The sequence below is a fragment of the Blastomonas aquatica genome (assembly GCF_014639875.1).
Taxonomy (GTDB): Bacteria; Pseudomonadota; Alphaproteobacteria; order Sphingomonadales; family Sphingomonadaceae; genus Blastomonas; species Blastomonas aquatica.
On sequence record NZ_BMGD01000002.1, the window covers coordinates 24,801 to 42,091 of the forward strand.

Genomic DNA, 17,291 nt, shown 5'->3' on the forward strand with positions numbered 1-17,291 from the left:
TGACAAGGTCGAAGACTTCCGGTGAGTAAGGTGCCCTCGTAGGGCGCTTCGGTCGATGGTACTTCATGGTGTTACCTTCCATGCAAACGACCGGCTTGACGGACCCCCCCTCAGTGTGAAATTACACACTCAGAAATCGGGGCGTTACCCGCTCCTACCTTCGGCCAAATGCAGGTAGGAGTTGCCCCGACCAGAGGCCCCGGTGCTACCAACACCGGGGCCCTCGCCTTTATGGGACAATCAACGCACATTGATTCCCGGACTCAGAGCAAGAGTCGAGTCCCTTTTTGTTCTGCTGTGGATAACTAACGGGTCCAGCGTTTGCGCCTCTCCCCAATTTGGCGGGGCGGCTTGAACGTGTCAGGCGGCGAGCTTGTCAATCCGCCGATAGGTAAGGCGCTTGCCGTAGATGCCCTTAAGAGCAGCATCAGCGCGTTCGCTGTCGCTGATCTTGCGGGTGTTGTAGCGGAAATCGAACTCGGCGGTGTAACGGCCAAGGTGTGCTTCGCTCATGTGGTGGTAGGTGCCGATCACGCCGCGCTTGAAGATTGAGAAGAAGTTTTCAGCCGTGTTGGAGTGCTTGAAGCCACCAGTGGTCACATACTGCTTGGCGCTGTGGTTCACGACGCTGTGGCCGTTAAACTCGCGGCCTACGCGGGTGTAAACGAGGCTTTCGTCAGTCATCAGGTGCGAGGCGCGGTCAACGTTGGTTACAATCAGGCCGCGCAGGTCTTTCGCAGTCACGTTGGCAACATGGAACGAACGAACATTGCCGTCACGCTCGACTAGGGCAACAACGGCCTTCTTGGCAGCAGGCTTGCGGGTGGCACGGTTCTTAGCCTTGCCGCCGACATAGGTTTCGTCGGCTTCAACAACCTTGTCAGGACCGCCAAGGGGTCCGGTAGGGCCACCCTTCATGGCTTCGCGGATGCGATGGCACATGAACCAAGCAGTCTTGTAGCTAACGCCGATCATGCGGCCAATCTGATGAGCGCTCATGCCCTTCTTGGACGAGCACAGCAGATGGTTGACCAGCAGCCACTTGTTGAGGGCAACCTTAGAACGCTCGAACACGGTTCCAACCGTCACGGTGAACTGCTGGCGGCAATCATTGCACTGGATCAAACCAGCGCGGTGATGAGTGCCTTCAAGGCGGGTTGCTTTGAACGAGCCACAATGCGGACAGAACGGACCATCGGGCCACTGGATAGCTTCCAGATGCTCGCGGGCTGCGTTTTCGTCGGTGAAGCGAGGTGCGGTGATGTCCATGCAGAAACCATGCGATTTCAACGCTGCTTTGTCAAGTATATAATTGCCAAAAGTTTATGCCAGCGTTTGACGTTGGTGCGGATGCGCAAATTTTGGCTTATGGGCATTTATGTGGAAGAAACTGTGGAAAAATATGAAAATTCTAATGATTCAAAGAGGTTGGTCTATCTGTAGATAGATTTGTGCTGAGACTTTCTTTTGTTATTGTGAGTGTCGTTGGCTGCACTGGTGAACGAGTATTCATATGCCTATTTCGGGGGCGAGTTGGTGCGAAGATATTATGTAACGGTACATGGCGGTGGTGATGGCGCGCTTTTTCCAGCAAACGCCGGTAACGTCCTACGCGAGCAAGCACTTTTCAACTTGCGCAGGTTAAGAATCGCTTCTGGATTTGACTACACTGGGCTTGAGGTTCGGGGGACGCCTGTCAACGGGGTGCCTCATCTCGACTTGGCTTGGGTAGGGCAGCGTGCTCCTGCCGGGACGGTTCCTGGAACTCGGATCATCGTCTCGGCCGAACCGATCGCCGATGTTGCTGACGATCCCGGATATGAACTGGTGGTGACGATCAGGCGTGGCGACGATTTTTCCTGGAGAGGCGGGATGACGACGCTCGCGGCTGATATATGCGTGAGCGGCGCCGATGCGAGCCTGCAGCTGAGTGCTGTTATTCTGGATGTCTTCACCGAGCTGATGCTCGCCAACTGCGCATCGATCCAGGCTGTTCTCAGTAACTATCTGGCCGACGGCGGAAGTCAGGACACCTTCTACCGGGCCAAGGCTGACTTTGCCTCTGAGCTGATCGCGCGCGGCGATGCGGCGACATTGTTCGAACAGTATCTGCCAGATCGTTATGCCTGCTTCGCTACGCTGGCGCGAGAGGACTTTCTCGCGACGATGGATGAAGATGAGATGGCAAGTCTCGCGAGCTTATGGAGCCAGTTTCTGCGCGAGCGCTTCTCTGCATATTTTCTGAGCGTAGATCAGGCCGTGGCACTGGTTCGAAATGAGCCATTCCATCGGGCACGCCCCGAACTGACTGTGGGAAGCGGGGTCCGTCCGGGCGGGCGTATGCGATACGGCTTTGTCGATGAGGCTGAGCTGCGTAGCGTGCTGAGTGACAAGCAGGTCGTTCTGGGTACCGGTGCCTATGTGCTATGCCTGCTCACGGGCAAGCCATCAGATGCTGAAATAGGCAAAATAGGCAATAGTTTCGGTTGGCGTCGTCAAGCCGACAGCGTGCCGAAGCGGTTGAGGCTTTGCACCGAAGATAACTATCATGAAATGATACCATTCGTTCGCAAGGGTTTTGTTACACCCGTGCGCCTGTTCCTCAAAGCCAGCTAGAGGGAGTTGTCGGGCATGTCCGATTTCATCGGCGTTGTGGATCTTACGGTGCGCCTCTCGAGTATGAACCCGCTCGGGCATATCGAGGACCAGAGCGCCAACCGTTGTCTCGAAAGCGCTATGATACAAGCCTGTCAGACTGTCCATGCTGTAGTAGCAAGGGAGGATCCCGAACTCGCGGCGCGATACCTCGATCGTGGTATGGTTCCTTACGGTGCATCCGACAAATATTTTCATTTCGAGCGCTATCAGGATATCATGCTTTACGCGCGGACACTTCGTTCAGACCTGATAGCGAGGAAGCTGCCGTTCAAATTGTGCGTATCAACCGGCGATCTCGCCAAGGGAAGCCTGATTGATGAGCTGCGCACCTTGCGCGCTTCGCTGTCTTCAGATGCGAGCAAAATCCCTGAGGAAGTTGGCAAACAAATCACCGACGTCTTCAATACACACGACCTGGCAGAGATTGACCTCCTCCTGAAATTGTATCGTGCTTCGAGTACAAGCCGAAGCTCTGTAATGCTTTCGACAAGGCTTGAGACTTTCAAGGGATTTGGAATCTGGATTGACGCATCGCTTGTTGGCCATGCCGACGGCGTCTTCAGGAATTACTTCCCGACGCGGGGGCCAGGTCAGCGTCTCATCGTCCAGGGTTTTCTTGATTGTCCGTTCAAGCGTGATCACAACGACGTCGTGATACGCCTTACCACAAGCAGTGCGCCAGCCTCGGGAGCTGCGACGGGCAATGGCCGGAATAAGGCCGGGTCCGAGTTTGACGAGCCTGCTACAGTGCTGTCGGGCGGGCAGACCGCGATGATCGATGACATCCTCGACTTGTTGCGACGATCGAGCAAGGCGGGCGACGACAATGCGATTTACTATATTTCTCTTTTGACAACGATTGTCCGTTCCTCCCAGTTTGGCAAAATCGAATGGCTTGCGGCGCAACGCGCGCTCAGCAAAAAAAAGAAACTTGCTGCTGGCTGGCAGTATTATCCGCCCATCTTCCATACCCTGGCGCTGGACCGACAACACCGCGCGATGATCCGCAAGATACCGGGCATTGAACTCACTCTTGCAGCGATGATTGACGAAGTCCATGCTGCCCTGACGGCTGAGCCCTCGAGCGCCACCGTGCCTGCGCATCAGCCGACAGAGCGTAATGCGGCGACACTGACGCAACTGGCGTTGGTGCGCAGCAAGGATCACATTTTTGGCAAAGTCGTCCGGCATATTGAGGCTACATTCGGCGTAGCGATGATGCGCCGAATCTGGAGCGCTCCGAGCGACATGCTGAACGATGAGCGTAAAGTCGCCATGCTCGAAGTCATGGCCAGCAAGTGATTGGTTGGTTACTGCGCCCGCTGGGCGCATTCATGTTCGCGCTACTGCTGCTTTACATTGGGCAATGGGTTGACAGATTCAGTCCTCTGCCACCGGTTACATGGCTACCAGTCTGGGCTCGGCTGGATATAGGCTATGTCCAAAGCCTGAGCAGCGAGATCGGCGGCAGCGGCATTGATGCGTTATTGGTCGGATGTATCGCCGGCTATGTCGTGGCGCAGCTGGACCGGAGTCGTGACGCCGAACTGCAGCGCCAATCACTGCGTCGCCGGCTCCGGTTGCGGGGCAGCGTTGACCTCGAGAACGAATTGAAGACCGGAGTTTCGCGCCTTCCGCTCGCCGGGTTCACTTTTGCTGAAGCGATGGTGCGCGATTGCCACCTTGCTTTAACCCGCTTTTATGAGCACCGCCGCTCGACGCGTTTTTTTGGTCTGTTTGGTGTTCCGCGGGAACCTTTGCGGGCTAACCTCAAGGAGGTGCGTTTCCTTGGCTGCTCCATTCACCGCGCCAGCTTCGGAGGCAGCGCTGGCGGCACGACATTGAGCGAGTGCCAGTTTGAACATTGCGAGATCACCTGGTCCGATTTTCGCGGTGCAAACATAAGCGGCAAATTTGGTGTCGAGCTGTTCCTCAACACTTCGATGACCGGTTGCCGGTTTGATGACGCAACGTTTGTCGGCGCCAATCTATCTTTCATGTCGCAGCGCTGGTGCACTTTCTGGGGGGCTAGTTTCAATGATTCGCGATTACCTGATGGATTGTTCCAAGCGCTTAATGATGCCGATTGCATCGCGGTGGATCCGAAGCAACAGGGCCTTTACCGTGTAAGGCGTCTCAGAGAGATCATTACGAGGCCGACCCTGCAGCGGGTGCGCTTTCTTTTTAGCTTCTGTGTTGGTTCACGCTTCACCTAAAACGGTTAAAAGCTGTGATCGTCACTCGGCCACAGCCGATTTCGTCACGAAACAAGTAGTGAAAATTCAGGTAATAGCCACATCGGGATGTCTGTCACGTACACTCTGATTTTACTCAAGATCGCTCTGCGACATTGGCAGTAGTCCGTCGTTACCTGAATGTATGCTCAAAGCCAATTGCCTTGGCCTTAATCTGTCCATGATCCCCGCGACATCTGCAACGCCTCTTGGTACATGTGTAATCTGCGAGCAAGAGTCTTGCGCGGGCTGAGCTTTCCGCATCAGCGTACTTTGCGACTTTCTTCACCCGGCGTGCTGTGGTTCCTCGCGGACCGAGAATGACACGGGGGCCCCCGTCCTCTGCATTCGCTGCTTGCCTTACAGCTGCGGCGCTCCGTCCTTGCTGGCGGGCGATGCGCATCGAGACCCCCCTGGTGCGGCTCGGGCATCCAGAGGAAAGTAACTCGCCATTGCCCAAATTGCTCTGTTTAAGAAAGTTCGCGGCGAATATCGCGGTAAGATAGCCCCCCTTTCTGTTCACGCCGTGTCGGCCCGCATCGCCCCGAATGACAGTCCCCCCAACAACACTCCCAGCCTCCGCGCCTTTATCGGCGACGTTGAAGTTGGTGCAGCCTTGGGAAACGACTTCGCAGGACAAGCGCCCCTTTCTGCTGTGCAAGCTCGATGACCCGAGCTTTGCAGCGTCAGTCTTAGTGCAGCAAGCCGGTCAGGTTACCAGATTGCAGGGACAGCTATCCCGCAACCTCGGAATAGTTTCCGCCAGTCAGACTGCGATGCTGGCCGACTCTTGGGGAGGCGGCGATGGCAGACAAAGTCAGAACAGCGCAGATCGAGCTGGACTTCCCCGGGTTCGCTCAGGAATTCCTGCGCCGCAATCCCCAGTATCGTGCTGAATACCACAGAGTGATGGCTGGGAGAGGCCGAAGCAATCCCCGGAACCAGGAGGAGATGGCCCGGCGCTGGGGCCTGAGCTTTCCCATGCTCGCCTTATCAATCGGCAGCCGAAGCGCCAGCATTTTGGGCCGCAGATGTATGTGGTTTTGTCGTCATTCTCGACGCAACCACAGCGTGCTATTCCGGCCGCTCCGGTTACGGATTTGATTCATCGTTTCATATCATCGCCGAGCAGAAGCTAGCGTCTGGTCACCACATGGTGCTGGGCGATGGTCGGACATTGCACCGGGTCTGCCTGTTTGCGGACGACCTCGAAATGCCTCTTGCCTTCATAGTTCCACGCGATGAACTGGCCCCAGTGCGACACAGGGCCTGTGCGCGACTTGATGGCAGAGCCAGCACCGAAACCGAAACTCACCTCTTCGGCCTCCTGCACCCCACAGAATTTCAGCGACAGCGGCTGCAACTGCTCTGCGATGTTCTCGACCTGGTGGTTGTCCCGGCCAGCAGGCCATTGACCAGCCATCAGCTTGCGCTGCAGCGGATTTATCCCGGCATGACAGTTGCCCGCGGCGCAGAATGGAAATCGTCCTCCCACAGACGGCGAACACAGCGCCTGATATCCGAAGCGAGGGCGATGATGAACGGCGGCTATCGGGCACTTCTGGCAGGCGGGGAGGGGCGACAAAAAAGGATCTCGTAATCAGCCGCTCCTGCCAGCTGCAAATGGCACTCCATAACGCTCCAGCCGTCGCGAAATCCACATCACCCGCCCCGGCGACTGGAAGGAGGCCCACGTGAACGCATATTCCGGCCCTTGCTATCTCAAGACCCCCGACGCTGCCCTGCGCCTCGGGCTTTCTGCCCGGACCCTCGAAAAGCATCGCTGCTATGGCACCGGCCCGGAATACCGCAAGCTCGGCGGAAGGATCGTTTATGCGATCGAAGATCTCGACACCTGGGCCGAAATCGGACGGCGATCTTCGACCTCAGATCCGGGCAGGGGCACGGTCCATCCCGCGCGTCCGGTACGCCGGTGATGCGCGGCGCTCTCCTGCCTCGTGGCCAGATCCTGCGCCTGGCAGGACAGTCTGCCTATCGGTCCGGCGAGCCGTGGCCATATGCTCGGCGGGGCCCAGCCAGTCCGAGCCAAACCGGGATAGCGCCATCGTCCGGTAAGCTTCAGGCGCCGGTCTGCTCAGCGCTCACCGAAGTCAAACTCACATGGATCGAAGGGCGCTGTGAACAATGGCTGCGCTTCGGGCGGGTAGCTGCTGAGCGGTCTGTCAGCGGGTATACCCATATAGCCGCATTCCGTCCTGGCGCCGTGTTTGCGCTCGTTCGCTGCATTTTCAGCGACTTTGGAATGACCTTTGCCTGCATCGATATTGTTGCCGCTGTTGCGCCAGGCGCGCCATGCACACCTTGGCCATTCGTGCGACCCGGCGGTGATGTGCTGCTCCATGCGGAAACCTGGCCCAGGGTTGCACAGGTGCTTGGCGCAATCGATGCAGTGGAGGCAGCAGGCATCGACCCGTGCGATGCCTCGCCCTACCACTGGCGGGAAATTGCAGGCCTGCTGAACGAGGGGCGGCGGTTCCGGCCGTATACCAGAGCGCGCCATGCAGCATGGCTGCGGCGCCGGAGGCTCGAACCATGAGCCGCAGCCGGATCCGCTCGACCATTGTCTGGGCAGGGCTGTTCAGCACGGCCTTTGCAGCCATCGCAGTCCTCGAACCGCATCCTCGCGTACTCTGGAATGCGAGCGCGAGCGCACCGATCGGGCTGTATTCAGTAGATGGCAGTGTCGCGCCTGAGTTTGGCGAATATGTCGTGATCCAAGCGCCGCAGCACATTGCCCGGTTTGTTGCGGAACGCCGATATCTGCCCGAAGGGGTCCCGCTGCTGAAACAGGTCGCGGCATTACCCGGCCAGATTGTGTGCCGCACAGGCGCAATCGTGACGGTCGATGCAGCACCCTCCGCAACAGCCAGATCACGCGACAGAGTCGGTCGTGCCATGCCTGTCTGGCAGGGCTGCCGCCGCATTTCTGCAGACGAACTGTTTCTCCTCAATCCTGCTGCTGACAGTCTCGACGGGAGGTATTTCGGACCCGTGCCTGCCTCCAGTGTCATCGGTATCGCCCGGCCGGTCCTCGTCCGCCGTGCTCCAGGCGCTCCACTTCGGTGGAATCGCGACCCCAAGCTTTTGCTTTCTACAACCACCGGAGAGGAGCATCAGCCATGATCATCGGCAGCTTTGAATTCACACAGGATGGTTATTCGGGGAGCCTTCATACTCTCTGCCTTGATGCACAGATCACACTTGTACCCACCCAGCTGAACGAGAGCGAACATACTCCCGACTGGAAAGTGTTCCGCGGCAGTGTGGATGAAGGCGTCGAGATCGGTGCCGGATGGAACCGCACCGGAAAGCGTGCTGGCAGCTATGTTGCCCTGCAGATCGACGACCCGGGCTTCGTGCAGCCCCTGCGTGCCATTCTCGTGCCCGCAGGTGCAGACGATAGTGCATGGCATCTGCTCTGGTCGCGGTCAAAAACCCGCGATCCGAGATAGATAATGCTACCCCTGACGCGCACGATCTGCAGGCCCATTGCATGGCTGACTGTAGTCAGTCTGCAGGCCAGCGTGCTTTTCAACGGCCCCGCCGCAGCGGCCGGACTGCCATTTCAGGGCATGCCTTTTGCAGCTTGCGGAACGACTGCGGCGTCGCCAGTCGTGCACCCTTACGCGGCCCATGTTGCCGAAGCATCGCACCGATTTGGTATCCCGGAATACTGGATCTGGTCGGTCATGCGCGCCGAAAGCGGCGGCAGGTCGCGCGCCGTTTCGCATGCTGGGGCAATGGGCCTTATGCAGATCATGCCGCGTACCTGGACGATGCTGAGTGCACGCTTTGGTCTCGGGTCTGACCCTTTCGACATTCGCGCCAATATTCTGGCTGGCGCTGCCTATCTGCGCCTGATGTGGGATCGCTATGGCGACATCACGCTGATGCTTGCCGCCTATAATGCGGGCCCGGGCCGCGTGGATGACTATCGAAGGGGTCGGCGGCGATTGCCCTCTGAAACTGCAGATTATGTCGCGAGAATTGCACCTTCGCTGGGCGCGGCGGCAGCATTTCCAGTTACCAGTTCCTCTGTCACCGTAGCACAACTCTCGCGCCAAAGGTCGCTGTTCGCTCTGACACGTAGTGCTGCCAGCGCGACGCCGGAAGTTGCCGGGGAGCAGCAGACAGGCCCGGTCCCGCCAGCCTTCCCGGATGCAATCTCATCACGGGTGAGGGCAGGTGCCGACCAGCTGTTTGTGCCCCTTTCACCACAAAAGCCATGACAGGGGGCCAGTCAGCCAGGCCTCTCGTTTGGACCTTCGGACGCAATTTCTATTGTGAGGTTATCCCATGAAATTGCCGCGAAACGCTGCTGCGAACCGTGCCTGTTCAGGACGGACATCCATTGTGCAGGCTGGAGCCGGTCTTTGTTTTGCGAGCCGGAGTTCCTGGACCGTCATACGGCTCCTGTTTGACAAAAATGTCGTCAGTAGATTGTGCACATCGACCAGGAACAAGAGGTCAGCAGGTCATTGCCGGAAGGCCCGGATCACATCTGAACCAGACCAGTTTCGGGCAAGGTTGCTGGGCCGCGATGCTTCGCATCTGACCCGTAATCAGGATACACACCTCACGCACGGGTGCATCCAGCATTTCCGCCACTTTCCTAGCGGCGGATCCGACGTCGCCTCCTACAATCACGATCGAACAGACGGTTTTCCGCCATTTTTCGAGCCGCTGATCCGCCGCTCTCCCGGAGGTGCGCGATGACACTGAGGAGGCATACGGTTCGCCTGCCAGCCGACGTCGACAATGCTCTGGCCCGGCTTGCCAGAGAGCGCAGGATGACGGCCTATGCGATGCTTCCCCATTGCGTCGAAGCCGGAATTGCAGCGCTGGCGCAGCAAGGCGAACTGCACAATGGCGACCGCGAGCTTCTGGGTGAAATTGCATCGCTTGGTGCAAATGTCGTCGAGATCGAGCGCATTCTTGACCGGGCTCTTTTCACGGCATGCGCCGCATACTGCTACGCGCGCAGCGCCGCACTGGGCACCAGCAAGACTGACGAAATCATCGCAGCGGAAATCAACCGCGCCTACGACCGGCAAAAGGCAAAGGCACAGGGCCGGTCATGAGCGAGGCTCAGGACAGCCGCCTGCATGCACAGACATTGCGTCGACACCACCGCTACAGCCAGTCGCAGCGGTTCAGGCGGCACAGCCTCATCATGCTGTCCTCGATCGCGCTGGGCGGCTTTGCTGTGCCTTACCTGATGCTCGACCCGCTCATCCTCGAAGCGAGCGGCAGCTACTGCCATGCGAGGGTCCTGACATGGTTCGCGGGAACCTCGGGCAGCGACCCGCAAATGGCGATCCGCTACGAAAATGGAAATGAGCTGGTCTCTGCCCGTGCAGTCACCGGGCATTCCTATTTTCGCGACGCAGCAGGCGCCACCGTCTCGCTCGGTCTGCGCGGAGCGGTGCTGGGGTTTGCAGGATGGCTCTCGAGCCTTGTGCTGCTGCGCCGGGTTGCTGCGCGGCGCCGCGAGGCTGTTCTTCGCGACCGCGTGGTCAGCGGCACCAGCGTAACGAGCGAGGCGGCGCTGGCCAGGCTCATGCCAGCGGATGCTGAACAGTCTTTGCTGGCGATCGGATCAGTCCCGTTCCCTGCGCGCCTCGAGACCCGCCACATGGCGATGATCGGAACGACCGGCAGCGGCAAGACCACCGCACTGCGCCAGATCCTCGATGGGATCGAGGCCCGGGGCGAGGCCGCTCTGGTCTATGACACCAGCGGCGAGTTCATCGCCCATTATTACGACCCGAAGCGCGGTGATATCATCCTCAATCCATTCGATGCCCGCTGCGCCTTCTGGTCACCGTTTGCCGAAATTTCGCATCCGGCAGATGCCGACCGGATCGCGCAACAGCTGATCACCGAGACCGGACAGCAGGATCGCGATGTCTGGCTCGAAACAAGCCGCATCCTGGTGGCGAACATGCTGCGCGCGCTCTGGCGCGAGAACAGGTGCACGTTGCCCGATCTGCTCCACGCACTTCAGGTCCGTACCAAAGATGACCTCAAGGCATGGCTGGGTGACAGCTCATCGGCGCGCACATTCGCCGATGATGCCGATCGAGCCACGGGCAGCGTCCTGTTCATGCTCGCCAAGGCTGCTAACCTGATCCAGTTTCTGCGGGTGCAGAATGGCGACGAAACATCATTTTCGTTCCGCGAGTTCATCGCTGGTCTCGATGCACGTCAGGGGAAGAAGCCCTGGATATTCGTACCCCGCAAGGAGGACTACTTCGAAGCCTCGAAGCCCTTGCTCGCCTGCTGGCTTGAATGCGCCGCGAGCGCGATGCTCGGGCTCACGCCATCTGCGAAGCGCCGCGTCTGGTTCCTGCTGGATGAACTCGCCGACCTTCCTGCCGTGGACAACCTTGCTCGCCTGCTGCCCGAGGGGCGCAAATTCGGGGCCGCTGTCATCCTGACGTTTCAGGGCATCGGGCAGATGCGCAGTCGCTATGGCAGAGACATTTCAGAATCCGTGCTCGGCTGTTGCAATACCAAGCTCTTTCTCCAGCTGACCGACGCTGAATCCCGGCGCTGGGCCAGTGACACAATCGGCACCTGCGAGGTCGAGGTGCACACCATGACCGGGGCGCTGGGCGACGACAATGACAGGCCAAGGATAACGCTGGGCAAGCAGCGAAAACTCAGGGCTGCCGTGTACGAAAGCGAACTGCGTCTGCCGCGGCACAAGGCCTATCTGCTGTTCCCTGACGGGCTTCCTGTCGCCCTCTTGTCGCTTACTGCCGACCATCTTGCGCGGCGCGGCGAACCCCGCCAGCGAGCATTCGTCGCGGCAGATCCGGACACCAGCCTCTGGCATCGCCTGGCCCACATCACCCCGGCAGCGCAGACAGACCATGAGCTGGACGTTGCTCCCCCGGAAACCGAGCCTGAGACGGGGCCAGACGGTCCGGCAAGGCAGCCGTCCGAACCCGGTGAGGGGCCGGTCTGATGGTAGCTTCAGTCTCCGCGCTGACCAGTTCAGCCCAGGCCAGCAGCTATTACGAGGCGGACGACTATTATGCCGAAGATGGTCTGTCGCCCTCTGCCTGGCACGGGAAGGGGGCTGAACAGCTGGGTCTTTCAGGCGACGTCGACCGCGATGCCTTTCGTGAGCTGCTCGACGGGCAGATCGGTGGTCAGCAGCTCGGAACAGTCCGGGAGGGGCAACTTGAGCATCGCCCGGGATGGGATGTCACATTAAGTGCGCCCAAGTCGGTATCCATCTTGGCCGAAGTCGCAGGCGACCGGCGGCTGATCGAGGCACATGACGCGGCGGTGACGACTGCGCTTGCGCATATCGAAACGCATATGGCTGCAACCCGGACACGGCATGGCGGCGTCGTCGCGCGGGAAGCAACTGGCAATCTCGTCGTCGCGAGCTTCCAGCACGGGACCAGCCGCGCTCAGGATCCGCAGCTGCACACGCACAATGTCATCATGAACGCGACGCAGGCTGCTGACGGGTCTTGGCGCAGTCTCGAGCCGCGTGCGATCTATCAGCTTCAGAAGCAGATCGGTGCGATCTACCGTCAGGAGCTGGCACTGAATGTCCGCGAACTCGGATATGAGATCGAGGCTGCCAGGGACTCGATGTTTGAGATCAGGGGCGTGTCGGCGGATGTGATCGCCGCATTCAGCACCAGAAGTGCACAGATCGAAGCAGCACTGGGTGAGCGCGGAACATCGCGCGAACAGGCCAGTGCGGCAGAGAAACAGGTGACAGCTCTCGATACCCGTCAGGCAAAGCGCACGACCGATCAGGCGTCGCTTGTTGCCGACTGGCGGGAGACTGCCGACGGGGCGGGCTTTGATGCTGCGGCGAGGCTTTCGCTGGTACGCGAGGCCCAATCCAACTCCGCCGCAGGAGCAGGTGCCTTTGAGCAAGCCAGCGTTGCCGCGCGCGCGGTTGCTCATGCCGCCGACAAGCTTGGGGAGCGGCAATCCGTCTTTCAGGTCGCAGCGCTCTTCGAGGAGGCGGGCCGTGTCGGCCTTGGCAAGGTCGGTTATGCGCAGATCGGAGCTGCCATCGACGCAGCGTTGCGCAGGGGCGATCTGGCAGACCGCACCTTCATCGACAGACGCGGTGCAGAATTTGGCGGGTTCACAACGCGCCAGAACATCGATGCTGAAACCAGACTTCTGCGCGTTGAGGCCGCTGGCCGCGGTGCAGTAGCCCCAATTGCTTCACCACTTGCTGCAGCGAAAGCCGTTGCAATAGCCTCGCGGGAGGCCGAACGCGCAGGCTTTGCCTGGAATGCGGATCAACGCACGGCGACCCGCCGGCTCCTGACCAGCCGCAATCGCATCACTGCGGTCCAGGGCTATGCCGGCACCGCCAAGACGACGACAGTCCTTGCGACCTTCGCGCGCGAGGCTCAGCACCGGGGTGAATCCGTCGTTGCGCTTGCTCCTACTGCCTCTGCGGCGATGGTGCTTGGCGAGGCGCTGGGCACGCGGGCGGATACCGTCGCGCGGCATCTGCTTTTGAGGGACCGGCCTGCAGGCGTCCAGCCAGTGGTCTGGATCGTCGACGAGGCCTCGCTGCTCTCGGCGCGCGACACGGCGAGGTTGTTCGAAATGGCCGAAAAGCATCAGGCCCGTGTGGTCATGGTGGGCGACGTAAAGCAGCTGGGGTCGGTCGAGGCGGGCGCGGCGTTTGCGCAGCTGCAGACTGCAGGCATGGAAACCGCAACACTGGGAGAGATCGTCCGGCAGACCAATCAGGCCACCAGAGCTGCAGTTATGGCATCGATTGAGGGGGATGCGAGGAAGGCACTGGCGGCACTCGACGGCGGTGGCGGGGCAATTGTGGAAAATGCTGACCGCACCGCGCGCTTCGCAGCAATCGCCGCACGTTACGCGGGACTGGACGGGGTCAGCCGTGTCCGGACCCTGATCATTGAACCCTCTCGCGAGGGGCGGGATGCCCTGACCGCTGATATCCGGTCAGCCCTTGCCCGGGCAGGCGCGCTCACCGGGCCTGCGGTCACGGTTGAAAGTCTCGTCAACAAAGGCCTCACCCGGGCCGAGGCCCGCGACCCACTGAGCTATGACACAGGCGATGTCGTCCGCTTCAGCCGCGACTATGCAGACAAAGGCGTTGCGCGCGGCGAAGCATTCCGGGTCGAGAGGGTCGATGCCACGAAGGCAGCGATTGCGCTCAGATCCGAAGACGGGCGCGACATCGAATGGCGACTGCGGCAATGGGGAGCTGGCAAGTCGCAGGTGTTCGAGGCTCAGCGGATCGAGCTCCGGGTCGGCGACAGCATCCGGTTCACGCGCAATGATCGCGACGCCGGGCAGGTGAACGGCGCCCGCGCTCAGGTGACGGCGATAAACGTGGAAACCAGGGTCGCCACCGTTCGGGGCGCGCGAGGGCAGATCCGGTCGTTGCAGCTCGATACTGCCCGCGACCAGCATATTGCCTACGGCTATGTGGATACTGCTTTCGCTGCCCAGGGAAGGACAGCTGACCATGTCATCGTTCATGCCGACAGCCGGGCGACCAACCTTGTCGATCAGAAGAGCTTCTACGTCGGAATATCGCGCGCGAAACACTCGGCAACAGTTTTCACCAATGACCGGGCGAAGCTGGTATCGGCCATCAGTGAACGGGCCGGGACGGTCCAGACGGCAATATCACAGCCTGCCGCCCAGCAGACCGCTGCTGTGAAGGCCAGTGCTTCCGGATCGGGAAAACTCCGGTCTTCGGGATTCGCCGCCGGGTTATAGGTCCGCAGATGGTCTCTGCCGCCCGACTGTGATGTCAGCTTGCCTGCAGTCGCAGCTGTCTTCAAGCGGGCGGGAGTGCGCCCTCGGGTTCTGCCTGACCTGATGGTTTAGCAGACCCAGAGCTGCGCCCATCGCGACGTGCCGCGAAACTCTGGTACGACAGACGGCGGGAGTGCTGATCAGACCGGCCCGAAAGGGCCTTCAGTCCGTAAGTTCACAAAAATAGCTGTTCAGCCCTTCCAGCGTCTGCGGCGGGAGCGTGATGAAATTGCGCCGACCATCACATGGGTCCGGCTCGCGCATCACAATGCCGCTGTCGCACAGCTTGCGGACGAGGCGCAGGGCATTGCTCATCGGCAATCCCGAGCCGATGCACAGCGCACTGGTGGAAACGCGTTTGCCGGCATGGCCATGAACGAACAGATCGATCAGCATGTCCCAGGCCGGATTCGTCAACAGAGACGGGTGCCCAAGCAGCTCGACGCGCCGCACACGGAGCCTTGCTGCAGTGCGCGCATTGACCGCTGCTGTCGCACATATGCAGCCCTGCTGGTGGAGACAGCCAGATGCGCTGTCACTGAGATCGAAAAATGCAGCCAGCCCCTTCGCTGTGCTGCGGCCAATGCCTTGCAGGATCGCATAGCAACTGTGCCGGGCCACAATGAGATGTTCGACAACGTCTATATCCAGCATCTGCCCCAGCCTGACCATGGAAAGAGTAGCGCGGATATCCTCCCTGCTCGGCCTCGGATCGCAGCTGGGATGATTGTGTGCAAGGATCACGGCGCTGGCATCAAGCGCTATGGCGCGGCGGAAAACTGACTTCGGGTCCATCGACAGGTGGTGAGCTGAACCCGTCTGCACCTGCTCGTGCGTAATGAGGGTTTTCCTGCCATCCAGAAACAATACATGCAGAGTTTCACGCGCCAGAGCGCCTATGCAGTTCTGCAGATGCCCGTGCAGTACCGCGCTTGCCGGATCGATCTCAGATCCGATCATGCCCGCCAGGCTGGTCGCCGTGGGTAAGCCTGTTCTTTCGTCCGTCATATCCCAGGCTGCCTGCAGGATACGGGCAAAGGGTGTAGCGCGGTGGTCTGGCGATGCGTCAGGCCCTTGCCCGAGACCACGAAGGGTCGCTGCCGGATTCCTCCAGACGCCGATGGTGATGCCAGGTGGCGCCGATCAGCACCGGCGCGACCAGCCAAGAAGGCGCAACCTGCATAACCAGATAGGCAGCCGGGTGCATTGCCAGATCGAGCGCGCGGCTCGAATGCGCCAGCAGCGGCAGGATATGCAGAACCGCCATTCCCATCGGCCAGAAGCGGTGAGCCTTCAGCGCAAGCGCCGTGGTGGTTACTGCGCCGAACAGGTCGATGATGAGATGGCCGGTATCGAGCGAAGCGTATGCGGGTGGGACAACGTGATGGACAGCCACATCCATCATAACCATCAGGCTGGCGATGACCGCCATCACGCGTTCCGGACCGCCGCCGCGCCAGACGGCATAGCCAGCAGCAATCAGAAGCAAGGCCAGGAAAACTGCTATGCGCATAAGGCCAGCTTTTCACTGAGACTGCTCCTGGTCAATCGGCGTCAGGCGACAGCCCGCAGAGAAGTGATCCGGCCTGCGGCCTTCGGGCATTCGTGCAGGTCATAGCCTGCAACCTCGCGGGCCAGGGTCCGCAGGTCCCCGTGAACACGCAGCACTTCGCCGCTGGCATCGATGAGCGCCGTCTGAGCTTTTGCAAGCCTTCGGATGGTTGCCTGGCCCCTGGCCGAAGGAACATCGGGAGTCTCGCGTCTCGCGGTGACGATGCTCGTCATCAGGACTGAGACGGCGATCAGCGCATCATCGATCGAGAGCTCGGCGAGCGGGACGTCGCGGCTCAGCCGGGCGGCGGTATCTGTTACGGAAACGGGCATGACTTTTCCTTTCGCCGCAGGCGCAGAGCGCTGCGGAACACTGGTTTTCGGACAGGGCGAAGGATCAGCCGGAAACGAGCCGCGTCAGCGCCTCGGCTATGCCAAGACCTGCAAGGATCAGGATGACGGCCACAATCAGCAGGACCGCCATGATCAGCATCCTTGTCTTCAGATCATGGTCATGTCTCCAGATCATCCTGGACGGGGCTTCTGCCGATGCTGCAGCACTATCCTTGAGAACCATCGCATCGGCCGACGTGGCGTCCGACATCCCGGATCGCATGTCGCCGGCCATCGATGGAACCTGCACCGGATCATATATGACCCGGTCATATGTCTGCTTGAGCCGCAGATAAATCATCGCGGCCTCGTCCCTGTTTGCCGCCCCCAGGATGCCGCGCGCGGCTGTGAGGCGCTGATCCACCGTTGGTTTGGAAATGTCGAGCTGACGTGCGATCTGCTTTGACGTCTGCCGCTCGAGCAGCAGATCGAGACAGGCACGCTGCCTGTCTGTCAGCCGGGCCCAGCGGGCCTCGTCCGGTAAGGGTTGCGACACCGAATCACCCATAGTCACAGTCTTGTCATAATCCGGTCCGGGGCAAGATTATTTACAATCGTGCTGGTGCCGATGAACGGATTGCCGATCTGGCTGCCTACGCCAGAGCCTGTCTTTCTTCGCCATGGTTTCCATCGCTCAAA

At 60.0% G+C, this 17,291-nt stretch carries 19 protein-coding genes; 14 read left to right on the forward strand and 5 right to left on the reverse strand.

All coding sequences use genetic code 11. The annotated features are described in order from the left end of the window. Positions 1-360 precede the first annotated feature (360 nt). The gene (locus tag IEW00_RS04115; protein WP_188513135.1) at positions 361-1,269 is read right to left on the reverse strand and encodes an IS1595 family transposase; all 909 of its coding nucleotides are present in this window, start codon (positions 1,267-1,269) and stop codon (positions 361-363) included. A gap of 228 nt (positions 1,270-1,497) precedes the next feature. Here IEW00_RS04115 and IEW00_RS04120 point away from each other — a divergent pair, with 228 nt between their 5' ends. The 14 genes from IEW00_RS04120 to mobF all read left to right on the forward strand — a co-directional run bounded on the left by IEW00_RS04120 (position 1,498) and on the right by mobF (position 14,669). Then, a complete protein-coding gene (locus IEW00_RS04120; protein ID WP_188513136.1) occupies positions 1,498-2,616 on the forward strand; it encodes a hypothetical protein in 1,119 nt (372 codons plus the stop codon). Positions 2,617-2,631: 15 nt separating this feature from the next. After that, a complete protein-coding gene (locus IEW00_RS04125) occupies positions 2,632-3,960 on the forward strand; it encodes a hypothetical protein (protein WP_188513137.1) in 1,329 nt (442 codons plus the stop codon). Positions 3,961-3,992: 32 nt separating this feature from the next. Continuing rightward, complete coding sequence (locus tag IEW00_RS04130; protein ID WP_188513138.1) at positions 3,993-4,874, forward strand: pentapeptide repeat-containing protein; 882 nt, start codon at positions 3,993-3,995, stop codon at positions 4,872-4,874. Positions 4,875-5,394: 520 nt separating this feature from the next. Beyond that, a complete protein-coding gene (locus IEW00_RS17660; protein WP_373282604.1) occupies positions 5,395-5,562 on the forward strand; it encodes a hypothetical protein in 168 nt (55 codons plus the stop codon). Between the two features lie 134 nt (positions 5,563-5,696). Continuing rightward, on the forward strand, positions 5,697-5,996 hold the full coding sequence (locus IEW00_RS17470) for a transcriptional regulator domain-containing protein (protein WP_229736806.1): 300 nt from the start codon (positions 5,697-5,699) through the stop codon (positions 5,994-5,996). Positions 5,997-6,105: 109 nt separating this feature from the next. Further along, complete coding sequence (locus tag IEW00_RS04140; protein WP_229736885.1) at positions 6,106-6,492, forward strand: DNA -binding domain-containing protein; 387 nt, start codon at positions 6,106-6,108, stop codon at positions 6,490-6,492. A gap of 94 nt (positions 6,493-6,586) precedes the next feature. Further along, positions 6,587-6,829, forward strand: a complete 243-nt coding sequence (locus IEW00_RS04145; RefSeq protein ID WP_188513139.1) for a helix-turn-helix transcriptional regulator — start codon at positions 6,587-6,589, stop codon at positions 6,827-6,829. After that, positions 6,829-7,449, forward strand: a complete 621-nt coding sequence (locus IEW00_RS04150) for a DUF2840 domain-containing protein (RefSeq protein WP_188513140.1) — start codon at positions 6,829-6,831, stop codon at positions 7,447-7,449. The genes IEW00_RS04145 and IEW00_RS04150 overlap by 1 nt, the downstream gene beginning before the upstream one ends. Further along, entirely contained in the window at positions 7,446-8,036 is a 591-nt protein-coding gene (locus IEW00_RS04155) for a S26 family signal peptidase (RefSeq protein ID WP_188513141.1), read from the forward strand. Before IEW00_RS04150 ends, IEW00_RS04155 begins: the two co-directional genes overlap by 4 nt. Next, on the forward strand, positions 8,033-8,365 hold the full coding sequence (locus IEW00_RS04160) for a DUF736 domain-containing protein (protein ID WP_188513142.1): 333 nt from the start codon (positions 8,033-8,035) through the stop codon (positions 8,363-8,365). Before IEW00_RS04155 ends, IEW00_RS04160 begins: the two co-directional genes overlap by 4 nt. A 120-nt stretch (positions 8,366-8,485) precedes the next feature. Beyond that, positions 8,486-9,142, forward strand: a complete 657-nt coding sequence (locus tag IEW00_RS04165; protein ID WP_188513834.1) for a lytic transglycosylase domain-containing protein — start codon at positions 8,486-8,488, stop codon at positions 9,140-9,142. A 483-nt stretch (positions 9,143-9,625) separates the two neighbouring features. Further along, entirely contained in the window at positions 9,626-9,994 is a 369-nt protein-coding gene (locus tag IEW00_RS04170) for a hypothetical protein (RefSeq protein WP_188513143.1), read from the forward strand. Continuing rightward, complete coding sequence (locus tag IEW00_RS04175; RefSeq protein ID WP_188513144.1) at positions 9,991-11,886, forward strand: type IV secretion system DNA-binding domain-containing protein; 1,896 nt, start codon at positions 9,991-9,993, stop codon at positions 11,884-11,886. Before IEW00_RS04170 ends, IEW00_RS04175 begins: the two co-directional genes overlap by 4 nt. After that, positions 11,886-14,669 carry a MobF family relaxase gene (gene mobF, locus IEW00_RS04180; RefSeq protein ID WP_188513145.1) on the forward strand — a complete coding sequence of 928 codons (2,784 nt, stop codon included), beginning with the start codon at positions 11,886-11,888 and terminating at the stop codon, positions 14,667-14,669. The genes IEW00_RS04175 and mobF overlap by 1 nt, the downstream gene beginning before the upstream one ends. A 201-nt stretch (positions 14,670-14,870) precedes the next feature. Here the strand turns inward: mobF and IEW00_RS04185 are convergent, their stop codons facing one another. From IEW00_RS04185 to IEW00_RS04200, 4 genes are all read right to left on the reverse strand, one after another. Beyond that, the gene (locus IEW00_RS04185) at positions 14,871-15,716 is read right to left on the reverse strand and encodes a JAB domain-containing protein (protein WP_188513146.1); all 846 of its coding nucleotides are present in this window, start codon (positions 15,714-15,716) and stop codon (positions 14,871-14,873) included. Positions 15,717-15,774: 58 nt separating this feature from the next. Beyond that, on the reverse strand, positions 15,775-16,221 hold the full coding sequence (locus IEW00_RS04190; RefSeq protein WP_188513147.1) for a hypothetical protein: 447 nt from the start codon (positions 16,219-16,221) through the stop codon (positions 15,775-15,777). Positions 16,222-16,262: 41 nt separating this feature from the next. Beyond that, positions 16,263-16,592, reverse strand: a complete 330-nt coding sequence (locus IEW00_RS04195; RefSeq protein WP_188513148.1) for a hypothetical protein — start codon at positions 16,590-16,592, stop codon at positions 16,263-16,265. A gap of 64 nt (positions 16,593-16,656) precedes the next feature. Further along, the gene (locus IEW00_RS04200; RefSeq protein ID WP_188513149.1) at positions 16,657-17,160 is read right to left on the reverse strand and encodes a helix-turn-helix domain-containing protein; all 504 of its coding nucleotides are present in this window, start codon (positions 17,158-17,160) and stop codon (positions 16,657-16,659) included. Between the last annotated feature and the right edge of the window lie 131 nt (positions 17,161-17,291).

What these genes read in the sequence shown, in the direction of transcription:
- IEW00_RS04115 (WP_188513135.1), bottom strand. Translation starts at nt 1,269, where the DNA reads ATGGACATCACCGCACCTCGCTTCACCGACGAAAACGCAGCCCGCGAG.
- IEW00_RS04125 (WP_188513137.1), top strand. Translation starts at nt 2,632, where the DNA reads ATGTCCGATTTCATCGGCGTTGTGGATCTTACGGTGCGCCTCTCGAGT.
- IEW00_RS04130 (WP_188513138.1), top strand. Translation starts at nt 3,993, where the DNA reads ATGTTCGCGCTACTGCTGCTTTACATTGGGCAATGGGTTGACAGATTC.
- IEW00_RS17470 (WP_229736806.1), top strand. Translation starts at nt 5,697, where the DNA reads ATGGCAGACAAAGTCAGAACAGCGCAGATCGAGCTGGACTTCCCCGGG.
- IEW00_RS04140 (WP_229736885.1), top strand. Translation starts at nt 6,106, where the DNA reads ATGCCTCTTGCCTTCATAGTTCCACGCGATGAACTGGCCCCAGTGCGA.
- IEW00_RS04150 (WP_188513140.1), top strand. Translation starts at nt 6,829, where the DNA reads ATGCGCGGCGCTCTCCTGCCTCGTGGCCAGATCCTGCGCCTGGCAGGA.
- IEW00_RS04155 (WP_188513141.1), top strand. Translation starts at nt 7,446, where the DNA reads ATGAGCCGCAGCCGGATCCGCTCGACCATTGTCTGGGCAGGGCTGTTC.
- IEW00_RS04160 (WP_188513142.1), top strand. Translation starts at nt 8,033, where the DNA reads ATGATCATCGGCAGCTTTGAATTCACACAGGATGGTTATTCGGGGAGC.
- IEW00_RS04165 (WP_188513834.1), top strand. Translation starts at nt 8,486, where the DNA reads ATGCCTTTTGCAGCTTGCGGAACGACTGCGGCGTCGCCAGTCGTGCAC.
- IEW00_RS04170 (WP_188513143.1), top strand. Translation starts at nt 9,626, where the DNA reads ATGACACTGAGGAGGCATACGGTTCGCCTGCCAGCCGACGTCGACAAT.
- IEW00_RS04175 (WP_188513144.1), top strand. Translation starts at nt 9,991, where the DNA reads ATGAGCGAGGCTCAGGACAGCCGCCTGCATGCACAGACATTGCGTCGA.
- mobF (WP_188513145.1), top strand. Translation starts at nt 11,886, where the DNA reads ATGGTAGCTTCAGTCTCCGCGCTGACCAGTTCAGCCCAGGCCAGCAGC.
- IEW00_RS04185 (WP_188513146.1), bottom strand. Translation starts at nt 15,716, where the DNA reads ATGACGGACGAAAGAACAGGCTTACCCACGGCGACCAGCCTGGCGGGC.
- IEW00_RS04190 (WP_188513147.1), bottom strand. Translation starts at nt 16,221, where the DNA reads ATGCGCATAGCAGTTTTCCTGGCCTTGCTTCTGATTGCTGCTGGCTAT.
- IEW00_RS04195 (WP_188513148.1), bottom strand. Translation starts at nt 16,592, where the DNA reads ATGCCCGTTTCCGTAACAGATACCGCCGCCCGGCTGAGCCGCGACGTC.
- IEW00_RS04200 (WP_188513149.1), bottom strand. Translation starts at nt 17,160, where the DNA reads ATGGGTGATTCGGTGTCGCAACCCTTACCGGACGAGGCCCGCTGGGCC.